The organism is Calothrix sp. PCC 6303 (assembly GCF_000317435.1).
Classification (GTDB): Bacteria; Cyanobacteriota; Cyanobacteriia; order Cyanobacteriales; family Nostocaceae; genus PCC-6303.
The window spans coordinates 4,191,858-4,213,529 of the sequence record NC_019751.1 but is presented as its reverse complement, the minus strand read 5'-3'; the positions used below and the strand labels follow the sequence as shown (position 1 = coordinate 4,213,529).

The window sequence follows — 21,672 nt, the reverse complement described above, 5'->3', positions numbered from 1 at the left end:
CTCAAGAAAAGAAACCGTTTGAGATTTAGAATCCCCTCTAACTGACACAAGCGATCGCAATTAATTAGCCAATACCTAATAATCCCATGACTGAGCGCCCAATATTACTAGGTTGCATAGATTCTGTTGCTGCGGTGGGTTCATAACCACAGTGAACCATACAATCAGCACATTTGGGATTTCCGCTAGCACGTCCGTAATTATTCCAGTTGGTATGATCTAATAATTCTTGGAAGCTGTTGTAATGTCCTTCATTTAATAAATAACAGGGTTTCTGCCAACCTAAAACACTGTAACTTGGACTTCCCCAAGGAGTGCATTCATAATCTTGTTCTCCGGTGAGGAAATCTAAAAATAGGGGACTGTTAGCAAAATTCCACTTTTTGTCACCTGCTCTAAATGGTGCAAGAATTTCACGGAAGAGAGCGCGTGTTTGTTCACGTTTGAGAAAATGATCTTGATCTGGTGCCCATTCGTAACTGTATCCTGGGGAAATGGTCATCCCATCTACGCCCAAATCACTGAGGAAATCAAAGAATTCCTGCATCTGTTGGGGATTAGCACCTTGAAATATAGTGGTATTAGTAGCAACGCGAAAACCTCGTGCTTTAGCGGCTTTAATAGCTTTGACAGCGGTATCAAACACACCTCTTCTATCTACACAGGTATCGTGCCAATCCCGTAACCCATCAAGATGAACGCTGAAACTAAAATATTGGGATGCCTGAAACTTGTCTAAGCTTTTTTCTAACAATAAGCCGTTGGTGCAGAGATAAATAAACTTTTTCCGAGCAATTAAGCCCTTGACAATTTCGTCTATTTGTGGGTGCATCAAAGGTTCCCCACCGGGGATAGAAACTATGGGAGCGCCACATTCTTCAACTGCGGCAAAACATTGTTCGGGGGTAAGATTTTGTTTAAGAATTTCGGGTGCATGTTGGATTTTTCCGCAACCAGAACAAGCAAGGTTGCAGCGGAATAGTGGTTCCAACATCAAAATTAGAGGGAAGCGTTTACGTCCTTTTAGGCGTTGGGTGACTAAATACTGACCAACTGCGATCGCTTCTGGTAGATGGATTCCCATTTTACGTGACGACTCCTCACACTGCTTGGAACATGAATCTTAGAATATCAGCTTTTTCCCAGTCTAGCGATCGCAAAGATTTTTATTGTATTTGGCAGTGAGTGGCTTTTGAAAATAATTCAGTGGGATATTATAAAAGAGCGATCGCTCACCGTATAGACTACCCCTGTTAAGTAGTAGTGCAAAATTAATCATACATTCAGAAACGCTCAAACCTTTGGGATTGCTACCCTGCGGGAAGTCTCTGTCTACGTTCCAAGTCCTTCGGACACGCTTTGCGTTTCTTGTATGCCGTTAGGCTTTACGCAATGACAATATATAATATTTAATTTTGCGTAGCCACTTAACAGGGGTACCGTATAAACTAGCTGTATCTGTCCATCGGTGAGAGGTTAAGATAATCTTAATTTTTGTCAATTAGAAATTATGCTGAAAATTCAAGAAAACAGAGGTATTAAGTTAACTCTTGTACCGGAATTATAGCTCAAGAATGAATGATGCGTATCCAGATTACGCGATCGCCTGCTCAAAAATTGTGCTTCCAACAGAGCTTTTCAGCCATATTTTGAGTAATCTTGCTTCTTGACAAATGGTATCTGACCTTAACCACTCACGAATGGTATCTGTCAAAAGTATCTAACCTGCCACAAAAGGTCTCACGCTCCAATTGGGATTGATCACGTCAAGGAGTTGATAGCTTTGTACAAGTCTGAAGGCATTCATTTCCCAGATATCTCCCTTCCCTGTCAGCTTATTGTACCAGAGGATATCAGGTGTACCGTCTTGGTTGAAGTCATCAGTACCAGCAATTTGCCAGTTCGCATCAGGTCGCTGGGTAATGAATTGTCCGGATTTCAGGGTGAAGTCATTCTTCATCTCCCAAATAGCGTTCTCGCCACTTGCCTTGTTGCGCCAGACGATATCAGCAATGCCGTCGCCGTTGAAGTCATCAGTACCAGTAATCTCCCAGTTCGCATCAGGCACCTGGGTGATGAAGTATCCGGATTGCAGGGTGAAGTCATTCTTTATTTGCCAAACAGCATTCTCCCCGTTGCCACTGTTGCGCCACAGCAGATTGGGCAAGCTCTTGGTAACAGAGGTGTTGAGGGTAACAGGTGTGCCACTTGAAATTGCCGTTGTACCACCGTTGCTTGTAGTGTTGATGGTCACTCGTGTGGTGCCATTCGTAAACCCATTGCTATAGGAGTTATCAAGGGCGCGTACTGTTAAGCCAGGGGGTGTGCCGTTATAGCCAGTTACCGGTACAAAGCGCACCAGTGTACTAACAGAGAGCGCCAGGGCGGTAGCACCATCGGCAACTGCACCCACGCTTGCCCAGTTAGTGCCGTCAGTCGAGTATTCCCATCGACCTTCTGTAGTGGTGTTGGCAGTGTTGCCAACGATCGCCAACCCACTGAGACTGGCACTTGTATCAGGGTCAGTGAACAGACTACCAAAGAGGCTAGTGAGGCTGCTACCGCTAGAGTTGGTGGTGTTTTGGGTAACGGCTGTTAGCGTGGCATTGCCCGTCAAAGTTGGGGCATCGTTGACGTTGGTGAAGGTGCCGATCGCCACGGTGCTGCTACCGCTGTTGAGCGAACCATCATTGACAATTAGGCTATAGCTGGGTGCCGTTTCACCGCCACCGTGGACAAAGCGCACTGCCCCAGAATTAATCTGTGCCTGGGTAAAGCTGGTGATGGCAACACCCGAAGTCGCTACCAACTCAAACTGTCCACCGCTAATACTGCTGGCAGTATAGGTGAGTTGGGCTGGGGTGGTGTCGGGGTCGGTGGCGTTGATATTGGTGTTGGAGAGAACCACACTGCCACCTTCGCTGACGCTCAACGCGTTGGTGCTGATGGTCGGGGCATCGTTGACGTTGGTGAAGGTACCGATCGCCACGGTGCTGCTACCGCTGTTGAGCGAACCATCATTGACAATCAGGCTATAGCTGGGTGCCGTTTCACCGCCACCGTGGACAAAGCGCACTGCCCCAGAATTAATCTGTGCCTGGGTAAAGCTGGTGATGGCAACACCCGAAGTCGCTACCAACTCAAACTGTCCACCGGTGATACTGCTGGCAGTGTAGGTGAGTTCCGTAGAGATGTTATCAGGATCGGTGGCGTTGATATTGCTGCTGGAAAGAACCACACTGCCACCTTCGCTGAGGCTCAATGAGTTGGTGCTGATGGTCGGTGCATCATTGACGGGCGTAACGCTAATAGAGGCAGTATCAGATTGCGAGGAAACACCCGCATTCGTTGTGGTGTTTACATTCGCCTGTCCATTTGTGCCATCAAAGCCATTCCATGCTTTAAAAGTGACAGCATCCGAGATTGAGCCATTCACATTCGTATCAGGTTTGAAGTACACATAGGTGTTGCTATCAGCAGCTAAAAGCAGACTAGCAGTTATTGAGGGAGAGTTGAGAGCATTCCAAGTGGAGCCACCATTGGTGGTGTAGTAGAGCGTTCCGCTATTAACACCTGTAACTGCAAGACCAGGACTTCCACCCGGATTGGTAAAGTTGTCTAAACCGCCTCCTGTATCGCTGTTATCGATCAAAGCGGAAACTAGAGTTGCACCTATCGTTGAGCCATTGGTTGGTGCGGAGATGTCTTCAACGGTGTTTGACAAAGTTGGCGATGCGTTGGTATTCAGGGTCGGGGCTGGAATGACAACGCGAATATTATCAATGTAGAGTGTAGAACCTACGGCTCGACCAAAGGTGGCATCATAGGAGCCTGCTGTGAAAACAAACTTCCATTGGCTACTTGTGACAGGTAGAGTTACGGAGGTGGTAGTCCAGTTACGCAAGGTTCCAACTTCTGAAATGATGGTGGATCTTTGCCCCGTGCTGTCGTTGACTATTTCTCCCTTGACATCATAGTAATCGCTAGTCTGTAGCGCCTTCCAGTCAAACAGAATTGTGTCACCTGCATCTCCCTCGAAATAGCTGCTAGTAATTGTTGGTCCGTAGGCTGTGCCTCCTCCTGTACTTACAGATCCCGAAATGTCTATCTTTGCGCTATAAGTGCCTTGATTTTTATCGCTTGAGACAACCGTTACAGTTTGGGTTGTGTTCCAATTAGGGCTAGTTAGGTTTTGCACAGTCCAACCAGTCAAGTCACCAGTTTCAAAGCCGGAATTGGTTGGCGATGTTGTCGTTAAAACACCCGAATAGCTTGTCAACATTGCTGGATCAAAGATTAGACCTGTTTCAATTGCTCCCGTTTTTGATTCCAACACCCAGTCTCCGCCGAGAGCCTTACTCCCTGTCAGGTTGTCTGATGCGGCAACATCGGCTCCAGTAATCTGGCTGATGTTTTGGACAAACGCCTGACCGAGTTGTCCTTCGGCAACGTTACAGCCATACAGCAAAATATCGGCATCATTAGTTAGTGCCTTGCCCCAACTCTGCAACTGTGACGTATACCCTGGCAAGTCGCCTAAGTTCATCTGACTGCTGCCAAAATCTAGTCCTCCGGCTTCCCCGTGGGAAACAATGTGCAAGCTGCCGATGTTTTGCCGCCCCAGCAGCGTATTGGTAATCTGGGTAACAGCATCCTGCACCGGGTCAAGCACATGGATTTCCGTGCCTGGTATCACTCCCGCTACCAACTGTTGATAGTCTGTCACCGATCCATCGACAAACAAAAGAGATTGGCTGGCTCCTGCGAGTCCTGTTAAAGAAGTCGTCAAAGTGTTTTGGGCAAAGACAGGCGTTAGGCTGGTTGTAGACAGCACACCAGCAGAAGGAGTACCTAACCCAGGAAGCTCAAAGGACATCGTGTTTCTCTACAAGAAGAAGGTATACAATGAGATAATAAGCGCATAAATACACAGTTCCCATCAGTGAAAACCCGGACATCATTATTCTTTGGATAAGTATAATACCTGCGCCGAATTTATGAACTGGCAGAACAAGGATCGGCAGAGTGGACAGGGTGAACGCATCTAAAAATTAAGCAGGGTGGGGCGTAGGCGCACCGACACCTTCCATGCGATCGCAAAAAAAGATGATCATGGCTCATAATTTAGTTCAATGTATATTTTGTATAAAAAAATACTTTCGCAAAATCAGACAGTAAATATACGTAAGTATATTTATCTATAAAAATTATTAAATATTCAATAACGTTATTTTTAGAATTAAGAACTTAATTGTAAAATTTTTAGCTAAAACAGAAGAAGCCCTACGTCTCACTCACCTTGATCTGTTACTCAAAGCCAGTAAATCAGTTTGAGTTGTTGAAAGAAACACCAGATATATTTCGCTTTCGGTTTAGCCTCGTTACAACTCACAAAATTTCCGGCAAACGTACCCATGATTTACGCATACAAGCAGTGATGCTGGCTTATAACATCAGTCATATTCTGACTTTAAATCCAAAAGATTTTGTTCCAGTTGAAGAAATTACTATTATTCACCCCAATAGCATCATCTAAGTAGTAGTGCAAAATTAATCATACATTCCTAAACGCTCAAACCTTTGGGATTGCTACCCTGTGGGAAGTCTTCGTCTACGTTCCAAGTCCTTCGGACACGGTACGCGTAGCTTGCTTCCACGGAGTGGTACGCGAATGCAATGACAATATATATTTAATTTTGCGTACCCACTTAATGGTAACTTTGAATGAGAGGATTCACGTTAAGTACATAAGTCCTACTATCATCATAAATGGTGTCAAAAAAAATGGGGACTTTCTGTGCAACTACACTCGGAGAAATAAGCTAATCCTATTGTGATGATTTATTAACTATTTGAGAATAATTATTATCATGATATCTTTTTCTAAACAGCATTAGTTAACAACTAATACTTATAAGAATGTGGTGAGGAACGAAAATGCGGAAGCTTTGGAAAATTTTGTTTTTGAGTCCAATGGTTTTAGGTGCAGTTTTCGCTGCAAACGAAAGTGCAGTAGCACAAACTGAAACTGTATCTCCCATCCAGGAAAACACCATTCCTTCAGCAACACAAACAGAGAATAGAGATACTAGCATGGCTCAGGTGACATCAGTGTCCCAGCTATCGGATGTACAGCCTACAGATTGGGCATTCCAAGCACTTCAATCACTGGTAGAACGCTATGGTTGCATTGCTGGATATCCAAATGGTACCTATCGTGGGAATCGAGCCATGACTCGATATGAGTTTGCCGCAGGTGTCAATGCTTGTTTGGAAAGGGTAAATGAACTTATTGCCACAGCTACCGCAGACTTAGTTCGGAAAGAGGATTTGGATGCATTACGCAAACTTCAGGAAGAATTTTCGGCAGAATTAGCAACACTGAGGGGACGTGTTGACGCTTTAGAAGCTAGAACTGCGGAATTGGAAGCAAATCAGTTTTCCACCACCACAAAACTCCAAGGACAAATTGTAGGAGTCATTAGTGATGTTTTGAGTGGTGATGATGTTGATGGTTTTAATGTCAAAGATGAAAATAACACCACCTTGGGAGCAAGGGCAAGAATCGAACTTGTCACCAGTTTTACAGGGAAAGATACCCTATTTACCCGGATTCAAGCGAATAATATTTTAAATCCCGATTTGGGTACACCGGAAGGTAACTTATTTTTTGCAGGTGATGCAGGGGATCTAAATGCAGTCATAGATGCACTGTGGTACAAGTTCCCCCTCGGCAAAAGTACAGAAGTGATTGCCATTGCCAACGCGGGTGCAGCAGATGATTTAACTACCACAGTCAACCTATTCGATGGTGACGGTGCATTTGGAGCTTTATCCACCTTTGGTACCCGCAACCCAATTTATTACAATATGGATGGTGCAGGGTTGGGAGTTACTCAGAACTTTAGTGATAAATTGTCATTGAGTCTAGGGTATTTAGCAACTAACGCCAATGATCCCACCCCCAAAAATGGTTTAACAGATGGAGCCTATGGTGCCTTAGCACAGCTAACATTTAAACCAAGCGATCGCATTAGCGTTGGATTAACCTATATTAATGCCTACAACCAATCTTTAGGAACAGGTAGCAACCGCGCTAACTTTAATGTTCCTTCTCCTTTAAATGGTGGAATCACCGATTTAGTTGATGAAGTTCCCTTCACCAGTAATTCCTACGGTATCCAAGCTTCTATTGGTATCAGTGAAAAACTTGTACTGGGAGGTTGGGCTGGATACACCAATGCCACTAGTTTATCAACCACAGCAGCCTTCCCAGACCGTGGGACAGCAGATATTTGGAACTGGGCAGTCACCCTCGGTTTACCGGATCTTGGTAAAAAAGGTAACTTAGCTGGGTTAATTGTTGGCATGGAACCAAAAGTTACAAGTACAAGCATCGACGGCTTAGGTAAAGATAAAGACACTTCCTTTCACCTAGAAGCCTTCTATCAATACAAAGTATCCGACAACATCACTATTACCCCTGGTGTGATTTGGCTAACAGCACCAGATCACAACAACGATAACAAAGATGTTGTAATTGGTGCATTGCGAACTACTTTTAGCTTCTAGTTATCAAAACAATTCCCAATACTCGTTCTGAGAAAAGCAAACGCGACGGTATGACTTTTTGCGACGGGGATTTAGACAAGGCAGGTTTATGGGGGAAGTTTCCCCCACAAAGCTGCTGGCATAAAAAACTTGAACTAAATAAAAAAGATAAAAAATGACCACCCTACCACAGATGGTCATATACTCAGTTGTCTTATATGTATTTTCTCGATTGGATTCAAACCTGCGTCGCGGCTTTATGGGCTAACAACGGTAAAGTTTTGTTAATGTACAACATTGTAACAGCAAGCACAGATTTTTTTAAAAAATTTTACAAAAAAAAGATATTTAACCGAAAATAATGGGATCTAGCTGTTTACATGATCGTTTACTCTATAGTCATTTAGAAGATGCTAGTTGGAAGATTGAACGGTTATCACCGTAATAGGCAGGAGGTAGTACATAAAATACTCACTTTTCGTCCTGTATTTTATCCCTACCCTCTTCGGGTAGGGACGGTTTTTGCATAGCAAAAATCAGGGAGAGGTTTCATCCGACTCACATTAAAGTAGGGTTAGGCATCAAGGATGAACGTAAGTCTTGTCATTTTCGGATATGTCTATTGAATTTGCATCATCATTAAGACACACCATAAAAATTATCAGTTTTTGTGATTATGATAATTTAGATGTGGATTAGTTTACGACTTCTTCCAAAGTTCAGTAAATCTCTTATATACATCTGGAGATATCTGACGTTGTAAGTAATCGAGCGCTTTATCTTGATGCGGTTTTGCTTCATAAGAATTGCACACATCCGTCAGCTTGACTATTACGGGATTGACATCATTGGTTTCTCGCCATCTGTTGGTAAAGTTCTTTAAAATGTCTGAACTTAACTGAACTTCTAAATATTTTAGTGCCTCGAGATAACTAGGCTTTTTCGGATTAGATTTGAATTGAATACACGCATCTATCAGCCTAATGTTATTCTGTACTAAAGTTGCCTGATTTAAAAGTGTACGTGCTTCTTTGTCAGCAATACCATTTACTGGAAAACCCTGTTTTTGCTCAAATATCGTCACTGCTTTATAAGTAGCAGGTCCATAAAATGGTTTGTCTGAAGGTATTTGAGCTTCAGTAGCAAAGCCATGACGCTTCAAATTATTCTGAAGACTAACAATTGTATCAAATAATATTTTCTTCGTTTGTTCACCAGCAATACCATCAGCTTTTAGAGGTGGGTAATCTTGCTGAAACTTTTTGATTGCAGTGACTGTACGTTCGTCTGTCAAAGGGTTATTATTGGTCTTCCAGGGAGGATTGTTACCAGGAACATTACTATCAGGAACAAGATATCCTAAACCGATTAAGAGATGGCGGATGGATTCGTTACTGTAACTAGTTGACATGTTTTTGGTTCCTTGATGACTATATTACTGATGATGGAAGCTGGGAAAACTACTCTCAATTTTATACCTTCGTAGACGTTAGTGAAGCTTTTGCCAACGCACAATATTATACTTTTTCATATTTTTATGCATTATAAATTAGGGCAAACAACCGTTTGCCCCTACAGTATCCTCGACCATAAACTGTATTTAACTTAACTAAGAACTGTTATATGGCAATTTCTAACCATATAAACTACACTCCCCGCTAAAGCGCATCTTCCCCGAAGCGGGGATAGAATTTAGCAGGGAGGGGGAGGGATTCTTTTTGCCATAGTTTAGTGTAAGTCCAACTTATACCGATTTGAAAAAACAACGCGACAGATAAATATTTGTAGAGACGTAGCACTGCTACGTCTCTACCGTTGCATGTGTTGCAATCATTATTTCAATTGGTATTAACTTTCAGAAATTACAGTTGTAACACTGGGAGTTAATTTGGTGTTAGGGGCAGGCATAAAGGTATAACGTAGATAAAAGCCACCCCAAACAAAGAGGATAATTAGCAAAGCGCCAATTCCTAGGGGACTGGGAAGCCAAAAGACAGCTTCGATGTGGTTCAGTTCACCGGGGGTGAGTTTCCAAACTAGTTGTTTTCCTTGGTGTTCGGGGGGTAAGCTATTTTCAAGTTGGATGCTTTTTGCTCCCCAAGGGGTTTTGAGGCTAAAGTCTAAGTCGAGAATGGAAGCTGTGTTAGCCAGAACGTTACCGTTGTTTGATATCAGTGCTAATGAACGCAAATCGAGATCGTAAACTAGACGATTGCGAACCAACAGTAAAAAGTTATTTTGGAATAGCAATAAGTTGGATTCTATTTTTGGTAAATCTGAGTTTTCTTCAACTGCTTTTGATTTCTGCTTTTGGTTGATATCGGGGTTGAAAAACTCATTAAATTTACTTTGCAGTTCTTGCCCATTGCTAAAGGGAATTGTGACAATAATTTCTTCTTTGGAAATGCGTTTTGTTTTGCCTTCAAGTTGACGGGTGCGGCGTTCTATGCTGTTTAGCCATTCGTATACTGATTCGCCGCTAAAACTAGTTAAGCGTTCACCTAAACGAATATGTTGAACTAATTCGCCACTATTGGGATGATCAAATGTGACTCCAACATCATATTTCACGCATCCGGATAGTAAAAAAGCTGCCAAGATCATTACCCAAACTAGTTTCTTGTGACGAACTAGTAATTGAAGTCTATGTGTAATGTTTTTCTTGACGATTGATAGATTCATAAATAAGTCTCCTCAAGAATTTAGCCGATTGTTACCAAGTACCGACTAATTAAAACCTAACCACAGTAAATATGAAACAGTTATGGCAACTGCTAATAATGCAACCCAAATAAATCGATTATCGCTGGTATTTACTTGATTGAGATCAATATATTCGCGTTCGGGAAGTTTTTTTTGTCCATTGGTTGCACCTTTGGAACTCCTAGCTAGACTGATTTTTTGCTTATTGTCGGATATGTTGCCAAAATCTGGGATTTCAGTCATCCATTCTTGAGGACGCTTTAATTTAGGTGCAGTCCAGATATATTCTAAACGTGATGCTTGTTTGCTGGTTTCGCTGTGGGGGTGACGCTTGAGTTGTTGACAAAGGGCAACTGCATCTTCATTTCTCCCGGCAGCTTCGTAAGCTGTTGCTAACCAAATTCTGATTTCACCACCAAGGCGAGAATTTTTGGCGGTGAGGGAACTGGCTGTTTCTAAATTTTCCACAGCTTCCCGATATTGCCCGTTTTCAAAGGCTGCTTTTCCTTTGTGGTAGCGATTATTTGCAATTTCGATACTTTCTGAAGTCATGTGTCCATACGCAGTAACTTTTTTATTTTGCCAAGGACAGGGAGATTTTTGAAGTGGTTAGATGGGGAAAGGTAGATATTTAGCGTCACCCTTTCAATGGAAACTATTTGCTATAGCGGGAACCTACAAGCATTGTACCAATACCAACATCGGTGAAAATTTCTAGTAAAAGGGCGTGGGGTATGCGACCATCAATAATGTGGGTTGCTTTAACGCCTTGAGCAAGCGATCGCACGCAGCAATTAACCTTGGGAATCATGCCCCCTCCCACGACTCCTGTGGCAATTAAGTCGCGTGCTTCTTGGATGTCAACTTTGGGTACTAGGGTTGATGAATCTGTATAATCTTTGAGGATGCCTCTGGTGTCAGTTAGTAAAATTAGTTTTTCTGCACCTAATGCGGCAGCAATTTCCCCGGCGATGGTGTCAGCGTTGATATTATATGCTTGTCCAGTTTCATCGGCGGCAACACTGGAAACTACAGGAATATAACCACTTTCCGCCAGAGTATTCAAAATACTCACGTCTACATTGCTGACATCCCCAACAAAACCGATACCTTCTTGCCCTTGGGGACGGGCTGTAATTAAGTTCCCATCTTTACCACACAGCCCCACAGCTTTGCCACCAGCTTGGTGAATTAGGGCGACAATTTCTTTATTGACTCTGCCTACCAAAACCATTTCTACTACATCCATGGTGGCGGCATCGGTGACACGTAAGCCGTTTTTAAATTGGGCTTCGATTCCCAGTTTATTCAGCCAACTATTGATTTCTGGTCCACCACCATGGACTACAATGGGTCGCAAGCCGACACAGGATAGGAAAACTATATCCCGGATTACCTGGTTTTTGAGTTTGCTGTCTTTCATGGCTGCACCGCCATATTTCACCACAACGGTGCGTCCGGCAAACTGTTGAATGTAGGGTAGGGCTTCGCTTAATACTTGGACGCGGGTGGCTTCTGCCTGTCTGATGTATTCTGTATCGTTAACGGTCATGGGTTCCTATTAATAGTTAAACTATTGGGAATTTGGGGAGTTTTGTATTGTCAATAATCTCTCACAGAAGCGTCACGATGCATATAGGGTTGAGGGGGAATATGTGATTTATCTATTGCTTAACTGCTTTCATAGATAGGCTAATTCTTTTTAACTTTTCGTTAATTTCTATAACTTTAACCTTGACAACTTGCCCAACCTTGACAACTTTTTTCGGGTCATCAACGAATCTGTCGGCTAGTTGGGAAATATGCACCAAACCATCTTGGTGAACTCCAATATCGACGAATGCGCCAAAATTTGCCACATTGGTGACGCTTCCTTCCAATTCCATCCCCACTGTTAAATCGGAAATTTCTTTAATTCCGGCTTTGAAGGTGGCATACTTAAACTCAGCACGCGGATCTCTGCCAGGTTTTTCCAATTCTTTGAGGATATCTCGTAAAGTTGGTTCCCCAATAGTATCTGTGACATATTTTTTTAAACCTGTTTTTTTCAGGTTTTCGGCGATGTCAGTGACTTGCTTTAATGGTAGTTTCAAGTCAGATGCGATCGCTTCCACGATTTTATAGCTTTCTGGATGGACTGCGGTGTTATCTAGGGGGTTCTCTCCACCCCGAATCCGCAAAAATCCCGCTGCTTGTTCAAATGCTTTTGGTCCTAATTTGGGGACTTTTAGGAGTTGACGACGATTTTTAAAGACTCCGTTTTCATTACGATAACTAACTATGTTGTTGGCAACGGTTGCTGTGATTCCGGAAACGGATGTTAATAGTTCTTTGGATGCTGTATTTAGATCCACTCCCACATAGTTAACACAACTTTCAACGGTTTCTTCTAACTTCTTTTTTAGGAGTTTCTGATCGACATCATGTTGATATTGTCCCACACCGATAGATTTGGGATCAATTTTCACCAACTCTGCTAAAGGATCTTGGAGACGACGACCGATACTAATGGCACCCCGTACTGTAACATCTAAATCGGGGAATTCTTCACCAGCAACTTTACTCGCTGAATATATCGAAGCACCCGACTCATTTACAATCACTTTGATGGGTTTGTTTGTTAAAGTTGAAAACACCTCATTTAAGAATTCATCTGTTTCACGGGAAGCTGTACCATTACCAATGGCAATCAATTCAATTTTGTACTTTTCAATTAGTTTTTTAATACTTTGTGCAGCTTGAATTCGTTTTTCGGCACCTGTATGGGGAAAAACTGCTTGATATTCTAAAAACTTTCCAGTAGTATCGAGAATTGCCACCTTACAACCAGTTCTGAAACCTGGATCTACTGCCATAGTTGGCTTCATCCCCGCAGGTGCAGATAACAGTAACTCCCGCAAATTGGTTTCAAAGGTTTTTATCGACTCAATATCAGCGTAGAGTTTTTTCTCAGCAATTACTTCGCTAATCAAAGAATTCTTCATCAACCGACTAAAAGCGTCCTTGACCATTTCCTGATAGAAACTGCGAATTTGGCGATGCTTCACCCGAATTTCTTGACTCTCCAAATAGGAAAGAATTACATCTTCTTCATAGCTAACTTCAAAACTCAAAACCCCTTCATTATCCCCACGACACAAAGCTAACATGCTGTGGGGAGCGATATTTTTCACCCTAGCTTGAAAATTGCGATACATCTCATACTTTGTCGAACCTTCAGGATGTTCATCTTTGATGCGAGAAACAAACACACCTTCATCCAACAAATACTCCCGAATATATGCCCGCAACTCGGCTTTATCAGCAACTTCCTCAGCTAAAATATCCGCAGCACCCTTGAGTGCATCCTCAGCAGTTTTGACACCCTTTTCCTCAGAGATATATTTGGCGGCTTCATTCTCCAAAGGAACCAAAGCGCCATTTTTAACATTTAAAGCCTGAATGAACTTAACCAAGGGTTCCAAACCCTTTTCCCTAGCGATGGTGGCACGGGTGCGGCGCTTCTGACGGTATGGCAAATAGAGATCTTCCAGTTCCGTCTTTTGTAAACAAGCCTCAATTTTTGCCTTCAACTCATCAGTGAGTTTATCCTGTTGCGCGATCGCATTCAAGATGGAAGCCTTACGTTCCTCCAATTCTGTCAAATAACTAAACCTATCCGACAAATCACGCAACTGAATTTCATCCATTTCCCCAGTGCGTTCCTTGCGGTATCTTGCCACAAAAGGGATCGTCGCACCTTCCGCGAACAATTCTAAGGCATTTTCGATTTGAAACGGCTTGAGATTGAGTTCAGTTGCTAGGAGTTGAGGAATATTCAGCATCGAAGGTTTAGCTTGAAAGGTCTAGGTACAAGTAAAATGGGTGAGAACAGATTATATACCTTTTAGGCAAATTTAGGTCATTCAAGAGAAAATAAATGTACATAGCATGATTTGGGAATCTGGTGATTGGAAAAAAGAACTATTGAAGACAGCTTCAAAAATATCTAAACGAATTGATCAAAAGCGATGGACACAGAGATCTCTCTTTCTGCTTGAGAAAGAGATATTTTTTGCATTTTACTCAATACGAAAACTTATAGAAGCGAAAAAGTTATCAGATTATGTAGTTGAGGCAAAGATATTGATTCATTCCTTCAAGTCAACTGGACTGACTGTGACAAGATTAAATCGAGACAGAATTGATGAACTCTACGATCTTCAAAACTCTTCAAGTGAATCAATTAAACTTCAAACTGTTTGTAATCAGTTCATTCATAGCTATATCTTTGTGCCATGCTTTGGGGAGTTTAATGAATTAGATGGGATCATATTTTGTTCAGATCATACCCGAAAAAATAAAGTATATAAACTTGCAATCACAGACTTAATTGAAATATTTAAAATGATCGGTTCTGATTATCCTACTTCAACGCAATTTGCGTTCGACGAAAAGTTGGACGATTATCATGTTGTAAATTCATCTGGGGATATACCAGAGTTTGATGATCAAGCTTTATATGATTTTTTTAATGTCGATTCTAAATTTTTTCTTGAATCATGATTCAACTTGAATTGAAAAATCACCAAGTATGGCAAATTTGACCAAACTTTTAGAAAACATAGATAGCAATGCGCTTGTGGGAGAACATCTCGAAGCATGTAACTATAAAGTTTGCGGTTACTGGGATGAGGAAGATAGATATTACGAAGAGATTATTTTACCTCATACTTTAATATCAGAATTAATTAGTAGTTCTATCGGCTTTACAGGCAAAGAACGCTTTTTACAGTTCAAATTTATCCTGAAAACTCCTGTTAATACTTCCAAGCAGCTAAGTGATAAAATTCAGAAAATTGGTGAGATTGTTCTAATTTATAATGAAAACCTAGAATTTGTAGATGAGCGTTGGATGTTAGATGTGGATTGTCCTTTGCTAGAGTGTTACAACTAGATGCGATCGCCCCTGGTGAAAGGGTAAGACGAGGGCGATCGCCGTTGGAATGAGCGCAGTGATAGAATAAAATCACTAGGAGGCAATCGTGATGTCACAAACCAATGCGATCGACAGTATCAACTCACTGCTCTCGAAGCTCCCTGAAGCACTCCAAGTCGAGGCATTGCACTATATTGAATACCTCGCCTTCCACAGCACGAATCGACCCTTACCAGAAGTTCTCGAACCGCCAACCCTAACCCAAAAGCGAAACGGCTTCGGCATTCTCAAAGGCAAAGTCACGATCGCCGATGACTTTGATGACCCGCTAGAAGAATTTGCCGATTACCAATAATTTATGAACCTCCTGATCGATACTCACATTCTGATTTGGTATATTGCAGGACATCCCAAACTGAACAAAAAGATGACTACTCTCCTAGAAAATACTGAGAACAACCTCTTTATAAGTGTTGCCAGCCTCTGGGAAATTGCGATTAAAATCGGCAAAGGTAAGCTGAATCTAGGCATTAAATTTCATGAATTGGACATGATTTTAAATCAACTTAATATCCAAATTCTTCCCATTCTATTTAGCGATCTCAATATTCATCTCACATTGCCGTCTCACCATTCTGACCCGTTCGACAGAATCATCATTTCCCAATCGATTAACCAAAATTTAATTCTCATGAGTGCCGATTCAGAATTTAGTGCCTATCCGATACAGAATATCTGGTCAGAGCTTTGATCCTTCCTACGCTCCGTTCCAGTTTTCCCCCTTGCTCCCTGCCCCCTGCCCCTTTTCCCCTTCTTGACATCGAAAGTTGTCAATGGTAAGCGAGAAATTAGCAAAACCCAAGCTAAAGCTTTAGGTGATTTTTTTCATGTAGATCCTGGATTATTTATTTGATTTTGGGAGAGTGTTACCATCTGCTGTAAACCCTCAAACAAAAATCTAAAAATCTATTTATGCTAAAACAGGTTGCTGCTGCGTTTGCACAGAAAGATTATCAAACTGCGAAAAAATTACTCAAACAACTATTTAAAGAATTTCCTGATGATCCTGGGGTTCAACTATATATTGCCAAGTTACAGGAAGTATCAGGCAAGTATCAAGATGCGGAGAAAATCTATCGACGCTTACTACAACAGACAACCAACACAAAAATAATTATGCAGGCAAGGCAGGGTTTGCAACATCTGCAAGAAATTGAACAGCAACAGCAGCAAAAAGCCATCGCTGAAGCAACAGCAAACATAGAAAATTCTGAACCCGGTTTATTAATCCTCGAACCTGTAGATAGCGATCGCAAAACTCAATTAGCCCAGGATTTTGCTAGAATCATGCAAATTGATCCTTACAGTGCCAGGTTAAAGTTACCTAGTCGAGGTTGGCGTTTTTATCAAACTGCGCCTGTTGGCAAACTGGAATTTTATGGTAAACAGTTACAACAGGCAAATATTCCGTGTTTTTGGTGTTCCCTTAGCCAAATCCCCAAAATTCAAGTTTTTCAAGTTCATCATTTCCAAGAAGCTACAGAACAAGCTACTGTTGTTTGTAGCAACCATACCAAACAAATTGGTTCATTGTCCTTTGATTGGTCAGAAGTTAGCGCAGTTGTGATGGGAAGACTACCCATTTTTGAGCAAGTTGTTGATCGGGATGCAAGGGGTAAACTAGAACGTAAAACCAAAATCCTGGATTATGCTGAATTTTGCGACTTACATTTACCAGGCAGAAATTGCATTATGCGATCGCATGATGGTAGTTATGAGTTTGACAAAGGCATCACATCGCCAAAAAATAAAGACACAATCCACGTCAATTGGCAAAATTTATTAACCTACTTTCGTCACCAATTACCTACAACTCCTATTTGGTGTGACTTTACCACCTTTGGCGAAACCATATTAGACCAAAATCAAATCCTCAACAGCATTGAATCTCACGTTCATTTGCTTCGCACAGACAAGACTCCCTGGGACTCAGCATTTCATTTATATAGTGTATTAGTATTAATTAATCACGCCAACTAAACAAGGAATATACTCATCTTTGTAGCTTCACCCTGTTGACTTTTTTCTCAAACTTAATGCCAATTTTAAAAAAGAATGCCATTTTTGAGTTCTTCAATCAAGCCTGCTGTCATAGATACCACAATTTGTCGAAAGTCTTACTGCCGCTTGGGTGCGCCCTCGCTTAAGTTTCTTACCTCAGTGTCAATTGAACCATTTTTCTCCCAAGAATGAAACAGCCCTCTATGACAGATATAGCAGTAATTGGTGCCGGAATTGCAGGTTTAGCATGTGCTCAACAGTTGAATCAAGCGGGTTATTCTGTGGTGGTGGTGGAAAAATCCCGTGGTTTGGGGGGCAGAGTAGCAACTCGCAGATTACATGGGACAATTGCTGATCATGGGGCATGTTTTTTGAAACCCAAGGATGAGTTTTCGAGTCAATTTGTAGAGTCCTTGTGTCAGCGGGATATTTTGCGAATTTGGGAGGGAGAATTTATTGAACAATCTGGAGATGCGTCAACACAACCACGTTATATTGCCCCTGCGGGGATGAGTGCGATCGCTAAACCGCTGGCACGGGGTTTAAATGTTATCCTCAATCAGCGTGTTATTGCCATTAATCCCACTCTCAATCACCAATGGTATTTGACTCTATCGGCGAATAATGAAATCATTACCGCCAAAGCTTTAGTGATTGCGATTCCTGCACCACAAGCTTTAGAACTATTAGAACCTTTGGAAAATAACTTAATTAATAGCCAATTTATTCATCAACTACGTTCTGTAGAATTTATCCCATCCATTAGCGTTATGGCTGGTTATCCAACCACATCCCAACCACTTCCCCCATGGCAAGCTTTGACTTTAGAACAAGATTCAATTCTCGGATGGATTGGATTTGATAGTAGTAAGCGTCTTGATGCATCTCAACCTGTATTTGTAGTTCAAAGTAGCGCTAATTTTGCTATCGAAAACATAGATACGGAAGATTTGCAACCATTCGGCAATCAAATGTTACAAACAGCCGCTCAATTAACAAAATTATTCTGGTTAGAAAATCCCGAATGGTTACAAGTGCATCGTTGGCGTTATGCTTTTCCTAGAAAACCCCTGACAACAGCTTGTTTAACCGCCGAAACACCGCTACCCTTAGTTTGTTGTGGTGATTGGTGCGGGGGAAACTTGATACCAGGGGCAATAAAATCTGGATTAGCTGCGGCAAAATCCGTCAATAGTCAGATGAAAAATTGCGTGATGCAGGATAAATTATCAGATTTTAGCCGTGATTAAATCCCCATTAACAAACCATTTAGTTGTATATATTAGGGACTCACTGCGGGGGTTTTCCCCGTTGTAGCAGGTGACACTGGAGTGGAATGCAACTCAACATTAATAGTCTCGTTAATCTTAGGTTTCCCAAAGCCTCCACCCAACCTACTGTGAAAGTTATACTATTTTCCCCATTGATTGTTTGCGAATGAGTATCATCGAACCAAATTCATTATTGTCAGTACCCATAGGTACACTACAAATCCCTGAATTCCCCCATGGAATTACAAATAGAGAACAGAAAGGAATTTTTTTCTCATTGGTGATACCAACCTACAAAGAAAGGGAAAATATAGCGAATGTGGTACAAACTCTGACTCAATTGTTAGATGATGCCATTGGACACGATTATGAATTGATTATTGTGGATGACGATAGCCCAGATGGCACCTGGGAAGTCGCACACTCATTAATGTCAGAATATCCCCATCTCCAAGTAATGCGACGGCAAAACGAAAGGGGACTATCTTCAGCAGTCATTCGTGGTTGGCAAGCTTCGAGGGGTCGTATTCTCGGAGTAATTGACGGAGATTTGCAACATCCACCCTACGTATTACTACAGCTAATTAGGGCAATGGAAGAAGGAGCAGATTTAGCAGTAGCTAGTCGTCATATTGATGGTGGAGGTGTGAGTAAATGGAGTTTTATCCGAAGATTTTTGTCACGAGGCGCTCAAATCTTAGGATTACTTATGTTGCCAAATATACTAGGGAAAGTATCCGATCCCATGAGTGGTTACTTTCTGGTTAGACGCGATCGCATCACAAATACAAACCTGAATCCAATTGGTTATAAAATCTTACTAGAAGTCCTCGGACGTGGTGACATTCGGGAAATAGCCGAAGTTGGCTACGTCTTTAACGAACGTACCCAAGGAGAAAGCAAAGTCACCTGGAAACATTACCTCGACTATCTCCATCATCTCCTAAGATTGCGCCTCACCACAGGGCACCTGAGAATTTTCAACAAAAAGTTTAACTTCCCCATCCAAAAATTCCTCCGCTTCGGAATCGTTGGATTTAGCGGTGTTTTTGTAGACTTAGCAGTATTTTATTTCCTCCGGCAAAAAATCAACCTCGGATTAACCCGCAGCACCATCCTTTCCTCAGAAATAGCCATCATCAACAACTTCCTGTGGAACGACATTTGGACATTTCGAGACGTATCCAAATGGCAAAAAGGCTGGAAACAACTCCTCAAAAGATTCCTCAAATTCAACGTCGTTTGCCTATCAGGAGTCATCCTGCAAACCCTAATCGTCAACTTCCTATTTAACATCTTAGGTATCAACCAGTATATCTCCAAACTCATAGCGATCGCACTCGTCACCCTGTGGAACTTTTGGATGAACCTCAAACTCAGTTGGAGAGTAACAGACATCAAAAGCGGAAAATAGAACCCAAAATCTCCCACAAACCCCTCTGCGTTTCTCTGCGTTAAAACTCTTTCTCTTTTCTTCCTCTCTTCCTCCATGCAAAACAGGCTAGCACTACTCACCATCATCGGAATCATCCTGAGATTCATCAACCTCAGCGACAAACCACCGTGGACAGACGAATTTTCCACCCTCGTATTTAGTCTCGGCAACAGCTTCCTGGGAGTCCCCCTAAATCAACCCATCCCCATCGATACCCTACTCCAACCACTGCAACCAACATCCACAACAGTCAAAGACGTACTCACCCATCTTTTTTCCGAAAGCAACCACCCACCCCTATACTTCATCCTCACCCATTTATGGCTCAAACTATTCCCCAGTGAGGGCGGACTAGTATCATTATGGGGAGCGCGATCGCTTGCAGCAATTTTTGGCGCTATTTCCGTTCCCGCAATCTACAGTTTTAGTTTTCTCACATTTCGTTCCCGCTTAGTAAGTCAGATTGCCGCAGCAATTATGGCAACCTCACCATTCGGAATTTTCTTAGCACAGGAAACCCGACACTACACCCTCCCAATCCTCTGGGTAATTGCCTCCCTCGCTTGTTTAATTATTGCCACACGCCACCTTGACAAAAACACAAAAATACCAATCAAGGTAGTTGCTGCTTGGATTGCAGTCAACGCATTGGGAATTGCCACCCATTACTTCTTTGTCCTCACCCTCTTCGCCGAAGTAATGGTATTAATCTTCCTGGGATGGCAGCAATGGCGACAAAAAAGCCTGATTTTCTCCAGATGGTGGCGAATTGTCGCAGTTGGATTAGGAACAGCCATCAGCGGATTAATTTGGGTACCAGTATTTTTACAGAATACTTATGGTGGCAAATTAACCGAGTGGATTCAAGGCGATCGCATCGGTTTAGCTTGGATTAGTCCGCTGTTTCAAGCATTCGCCGCCTGGGTGACGATGCTATTTTTATTACCTGTAGAGGCTCCAAATGTAGCCATCATGATCGTCTGTGGAGTGATCATGTTAATATTCGCCATTTGGATCACGCCAATTTTAATAGGTGGCATCAGAATTAGATTGAAGCAACCCAAAACCCAACTAGAAACTCAGATTTTAATCGGTTTCATTGCCAGCGCGATCGCGTTATTCTTTTTCTTCACATATTTCCTCGGCATCGACTTAACCAGAGGTGCCAGATATAACTTTGTTTACTTCCCCGCAGTGATTGTTTTATTGGGGACAAGTTTAGCCATTTGTGCCAGAGCTAAATTAGTAAAACTCTATAAATGGAAGGTTTCTGGACAGCAGGCGATCGCTCTTGTTTATTTGATGTCTTTCCTCAGTGCAATTACTGTAGTTTGTAACTTGGGATATCAAAAATACTACCGTCCTGACCTATTTGTGGAGTTGATTCAAAACACCTCAAAAGTACCCGTCCTCATTGCCACAACCCAAAAAACCCATGTCCACATTGGTGAGATGATGGGTGTAGCCAGGGAATTGAAAATCCACCCAAAACCATCAAATAGCCTGAATTATCAATTTCTTTTAGCACATCAGGACGCAGATCCAAACACCTCAACTGCGGCATTAGAAACAACCATGAAAAATTTACCACGTCCCCTAGATTTATGGATGGTAAACTTTTATGCCGATAACCCCAAAACAATCCAAATTTGTGAAATAGATAAAAATCCGAGTTTTCCAGGAATTAACGGTTACGATTATAAACTTTATCATTGTCTGTAAACTGCCCCAGT

General features: G+C 42.1%; 18 protein-coding genes and 1 pseudogene. 12 read left to right on the top strand and 7 right to left on the bottom strand.

From position 1 onward, the window contains the following. Positions 1-64: 64 nt before the first annotated feature. Both hpnH and CAL6303_RS17280 read right to left on the bottom strand, forming a co-directional pair. Entirely contained in the window at positions 65-1,084 is a 1,020-nt protein-coding gene (gene hpnH / locus CAL6303_RS17285; RefSeq protein ID WP_015199105.1) for an adenosyl-hopene transferase HpnH, read from the bottom strand. Positions 1,085-1,720: 636 nt separating this feature from the next. Continuing rightward, on the bottom strand, positions 1,721-4,876 hold the full coding sequence (locus CAL6303_RS17280; protein ID WP_015199104.1) for a DUF4347 domain-containing protein: 3,156 nt from the start codon (positions 4,874-4,876) through the stop codon (positions 1,721-1,723). A 462-nt stretch (positions 4,877-5,338) separates the two neighbouring features. On the opposite strand from CAL6303_RS17280, the gene CAL6303_RS17275 reads away from it, so the two are divergent. From CAL6303_RS17275 to CAL6303_RS29390, 3 genes are all read left to right on the top strand, one after another. Further along, positions 5,339-5,536 carry a hypothetical protein gene (locus CAL6303_RS17275; RefSeq protein ID WP_238993708.1) on the top strand — a complete coding sequence of 66 codons (198 nt, stop codon included), beginning with the start codon at positions 5,339-5,341 and terminating at the stop codon, positions 5,534-5,536. 401 nt (positions 5,537-5,937) lie between these two features. Further along, positions 5,938-7,572, top strand: a complete 1,635-nt coding sequence (locus CAL6303_RS17270) for an iron uptake porin (protein ID WP_015199103.1) — start codon at positions 5,938-5,940, stop codon at positions 7,570-7,572. 340 nt (positions 7,573-7,912) lie between these two features. After that, a complete protein-coding gene (locus CAL6303_RS29390; protein ID WP_083866324.1) occupies positions 7,913-7,996 on the top strand; it encodes a pyridoxine 5'-phosphate oxidase C-terminal domain-containing protein in 84 nt (27 codons plus the stop codon). 255 nt (positions 7,997-8,251) lie between these two features. On the opposite strand, the gene CAL6303_RS28590 is transcribed toward CAL6303_RS29390, so the two are convergent. The 5 genes from CAL6303_RS28590 to CAL6303_RS17245 form a co-directional block, all read right to left on the bottom strand. Further along, on the bottom strand, positions 8,252-8,962 hold the full coding sequence (locus CAL6303_RS28590) for a peptidoglycan-binding domain-containing protein (RefSeq protein WP_015199102.1): 711 nt from the start codon (positions 8,960-8,962) through the stop codon (positions 8,252-8,254). Positions 8,963-9,399: 437 nt separating this feature from the next. Continuing rightward, positions 9,400-10,233 carry a DUF3153 domain-containing protein gene (locus CAL6303_RS17260; protein WP_015199101.1) on the bottom strand — a complete coding sequence of 278 codons (834 nt, stop codon included), beginning with the start codon at positions 10,231-10,233 and terminating at the stop codon, positions 9,400-9,402. Positions 10,234-10,278: 45 nt separating this feature from the next. Further along, the gene (locus CAL6303_RS17255) at positions 10,279-10,806 is read right to left on the bottom strand and encodes a tetratricopeptide repeat protein (RefSeq protein WP_015199100.1); all 528 of its coding nucleotides are present in this window, start codon (positions 10,804-10,806) and stop codon (positions 10,279-10,281) included. 103 nt (positions 10,807-10,909) lie between these two features. Continuing rightward, entirely contained in the window at positions 10,910-11,806 is an 897-nt protein-coding gene (gene argB, locus CAL6303_RS17250; protein WP_015199099.1) for an acetylglutamate kinase, read from the bottom strand. A gap of 112 nt (positions 11,807-11,918) precedes the next feature. After that, a complete protein-coding gene (locus tag CAL6303_RS17245; protein ID WP_015199098.1) occupies positions 11,919-14,078 on the bottom strand; it encodes a Tex family protein in 2,160 nt (719 codons plus the stop codon). Between the two features lie 106 nt (positions 14,079-14,184). Between CAL6303_RS17245 and CAL6303_RS17240 the strand changes: the two genes are divergently transcribed. From CAL6303_RS17240 to CAL6303_RS17205, 9 genes and pseudogenes are all read left to right on the top strand, one after another. Continuing rightward, a complete protein-coding gene (locus CAL6303_RS17240; protein ID WP_015199097.1) occupies positions 14,185-14,799 on the top strand; it encodes a hypothetical protein in 615 nt (204 codons plus the stop codon). A 28-nt stretch (positions 14,800-14,827) separates the two neighbouring features. Beyond that, on the top strand, positions 14,828-15,190 hold the full coding sequence (locus CAL6303_RS17235; RefSeq protein ID WP_015199096.1) for a hypothetical protein: 363 nt from the start codon (positions 14,828-14,830) through the stop codon (positions 15,188-15,190). A 91-nt stretch (positions 15,191-15,281) separates the two neighbouring features. After that, the gene (locus tag CAL6303_RS17230; RefSeq protein WP_015199095.1) at positions 15,282-15,527 is read left to right on the top strand and encodes a DUF2281 domain-containing protein; all 246 of its coding nucleotides are present in this window, start codon (positions 15,282-15,284) and stop codon (positions 15,525-15,527) included. A 3-nt stretch (positions 15,528-15,530) separates the two neighbouring features. Then, positions 15,531-15,923 (top strand): type II toxin-antitoxin system VapC family toxin, encoded by a 393-nt coding sequence (locus CAL6303_RS17225; protein ID WP_015199094.1) that lies wholly within the window; start codon positions 15,531-15,533, stop codon positions 15,921-15,923. A 63-nt stretch (positions 15,924-15,986) separates the two neighbouring features. Further along, positions 15,987-16,085, top strand: a pseudogene (locus CAL6303_RS29385) (transcriptional regulator); the annotation flags it as partial. A gap of 59 nt (positions 16,086-16,144) precedes the next feature. After that, positions 16,145-17,212, top strand: coding sequence for a tetratricopeptide repeat protein (locus CAL6303_RS17220; protein ID WP_015199093.1), 1,068 nt, complete (start codon positions 16,145-16,147; stop codon positions 17,210-17,212). Positions 17,213-17,436: 224 nt separating this feature from the next. After that, positions 17,437-18,483, top strand: a complete 1,047-nt coding sequence (locus tag CAL6303_RS17215; RefSeq protein WP_015199092.1) for an NAD(P)/FAD-dependent oxidoreductase — start codon at positions 17,437-17,439, stop codon at positions 18,481-18,483. A 187-nt stretch (positions 18,484-18,670) separates the two neighbouring features. Further along, positions 18,671-19,918: a glycosyltransferase gene (locus CAL6303_RS17210; protein ID WP_015199091.1), complete on the top strand. Its 1,248-nt coding sequence runs from the start codon at positions 18,671-18,673 to the stop codon at positions 19,916-19,918. Positions 19,919-19,993: 75 nt separating this feature from the next. Beyond that, positions 19,994-21,661, top strand: a complete 1,668-nt coding sequence (locus tag CAL6303_RS17205) for a hypothetical protein (protein WP_015199090.1) — start codon at positions 19,994-19,996, stop codon at positions 21,659-21,661. The last annotated feature ends 11 nt before the right edge of the window (positions 21,662-21,672 follow it).

Excerpts from the sequence above, each read along its gene's own strand:
- hpnH (WP_015199105.1), bottom strand. The coding sequence starts at position 1,084 with ATGGGAATCCATCTACCAGAAGCGATCGCAGTTGGTCAGTATTTAGTC.
- CAL6303_RS17280 (WP_015199104.1), bottom strand. The coding sequence starts at position 4,876 with ATGTCCTTTGAGCTTCCTGGGTTAGGTACTCCTTCTGCTGGTGTGCTG.
- CAL6303_RS17270 (WP_015199103.1), top strand. The coding sequence starts at position 5,938 with ATGCGGAAGCTTTGGAAAATTTTGTTTTTGAGTCCAATGGTTTTAGGT.
- CAL6303_RS29390 (WP_083866324.1), top strand. The coding sequence starts at position 7,913 with ATGGGATCTAGCTGTTTACATGATCGTTTACTCTATAGTCATTTAGAA.
- CAL6303_RS28590 (WP_015199102.1), bottom strand. The coding sequence starts at position 8,962 with ATGTCAACTAGTTACAGTAACGAATCCATCCGCCATCTCTTAATCGGT.
- CAL6303_RS17260 (WP_015199101.1), bottom strand. The coding sequence starts at position 10,233 with ATGAATCTATCAATCGTCAAGAAAAACATTACACATAGACTTCAATTA.
- CAL6303_RS17255 (WP_015199100.1), bottom strand. The coding sequence starts at position 10,806 with ATGACTTCAGAAAGTATCGAAATTGCAAATAATCGCTACCACAAAGGA.
- argB (WP_015199099.1), bottom strand. The coding sequence starts at position 11,806 with ATGACCGTTAACGATACAGAATACATCAGACAGGCAGAAGCCACCCGC.
- CAL6303_RS17245 (WP_015199098.1), bottom strand. The coding sequence starts at position 14,078 with ATGCTGAATATTCCTCAACTCCTAGCAACTGAACTCAATCTCAAGCCG.
- CAL6303_RS17240 (WP_015199097.1), top strand. The coding sequence starts at position 14,185 with ATGATTTGGGAATCTGGTGATTGGAAAAAAGAACTATTGAAGACAGCT.
- CAL6303_RS17235 (WP_015199096.1), top strand. The coding sequence starts at position 14,828 with ATGGCAAATTTGACCAAACTTTTAGAAAACATAGATAGCAATGCGCTT.
- CAL6303_RS17230 (WP_015199095.1), top strand. The coding sequence starts at position 15,282 with ATGTCACAAACCAATGCGATCGACAGTATCAACTCACTGCTCTCGAAG.
- CAL6303_RS17225 (WP_015199094.1), top strand. The coding sequence starts at position 15,531 with ATGAACCTCCTGATCGATACTCACATTCTGATTTGGTATATTGCAGGA.
- CAL6303_RS17220 (WP_015199093.1), top strand. The coding sequence starts at position 16,145 with ATGCTAAAACAGGTTGCTGCTGCGTTTGCACAGAAAGATTATCAAACT.
- CAL6303_RS17215 (WP_015199092.1), top strand. The coding sequence starts at position 17,437 with ATGACAGATATAGCAGTAATTGGTGCCGGAATTGCAGGTTTAGCATGT.
- CAL6303_RS17210 (WP_015199091.1), top strand. The coding sequence starts at position 18,671 with ATGAGTATCATCGAACCAAATTCATTATTGTCAGTACCCATAGGTACA.
- CAL6303_RS17205 (WP_015199090.1), top strand. The coding sequence starts at position 19,994 with ATGCAAAACAGGCTAGCACTACTCACCATCATCGGAATCATCCTGAGA.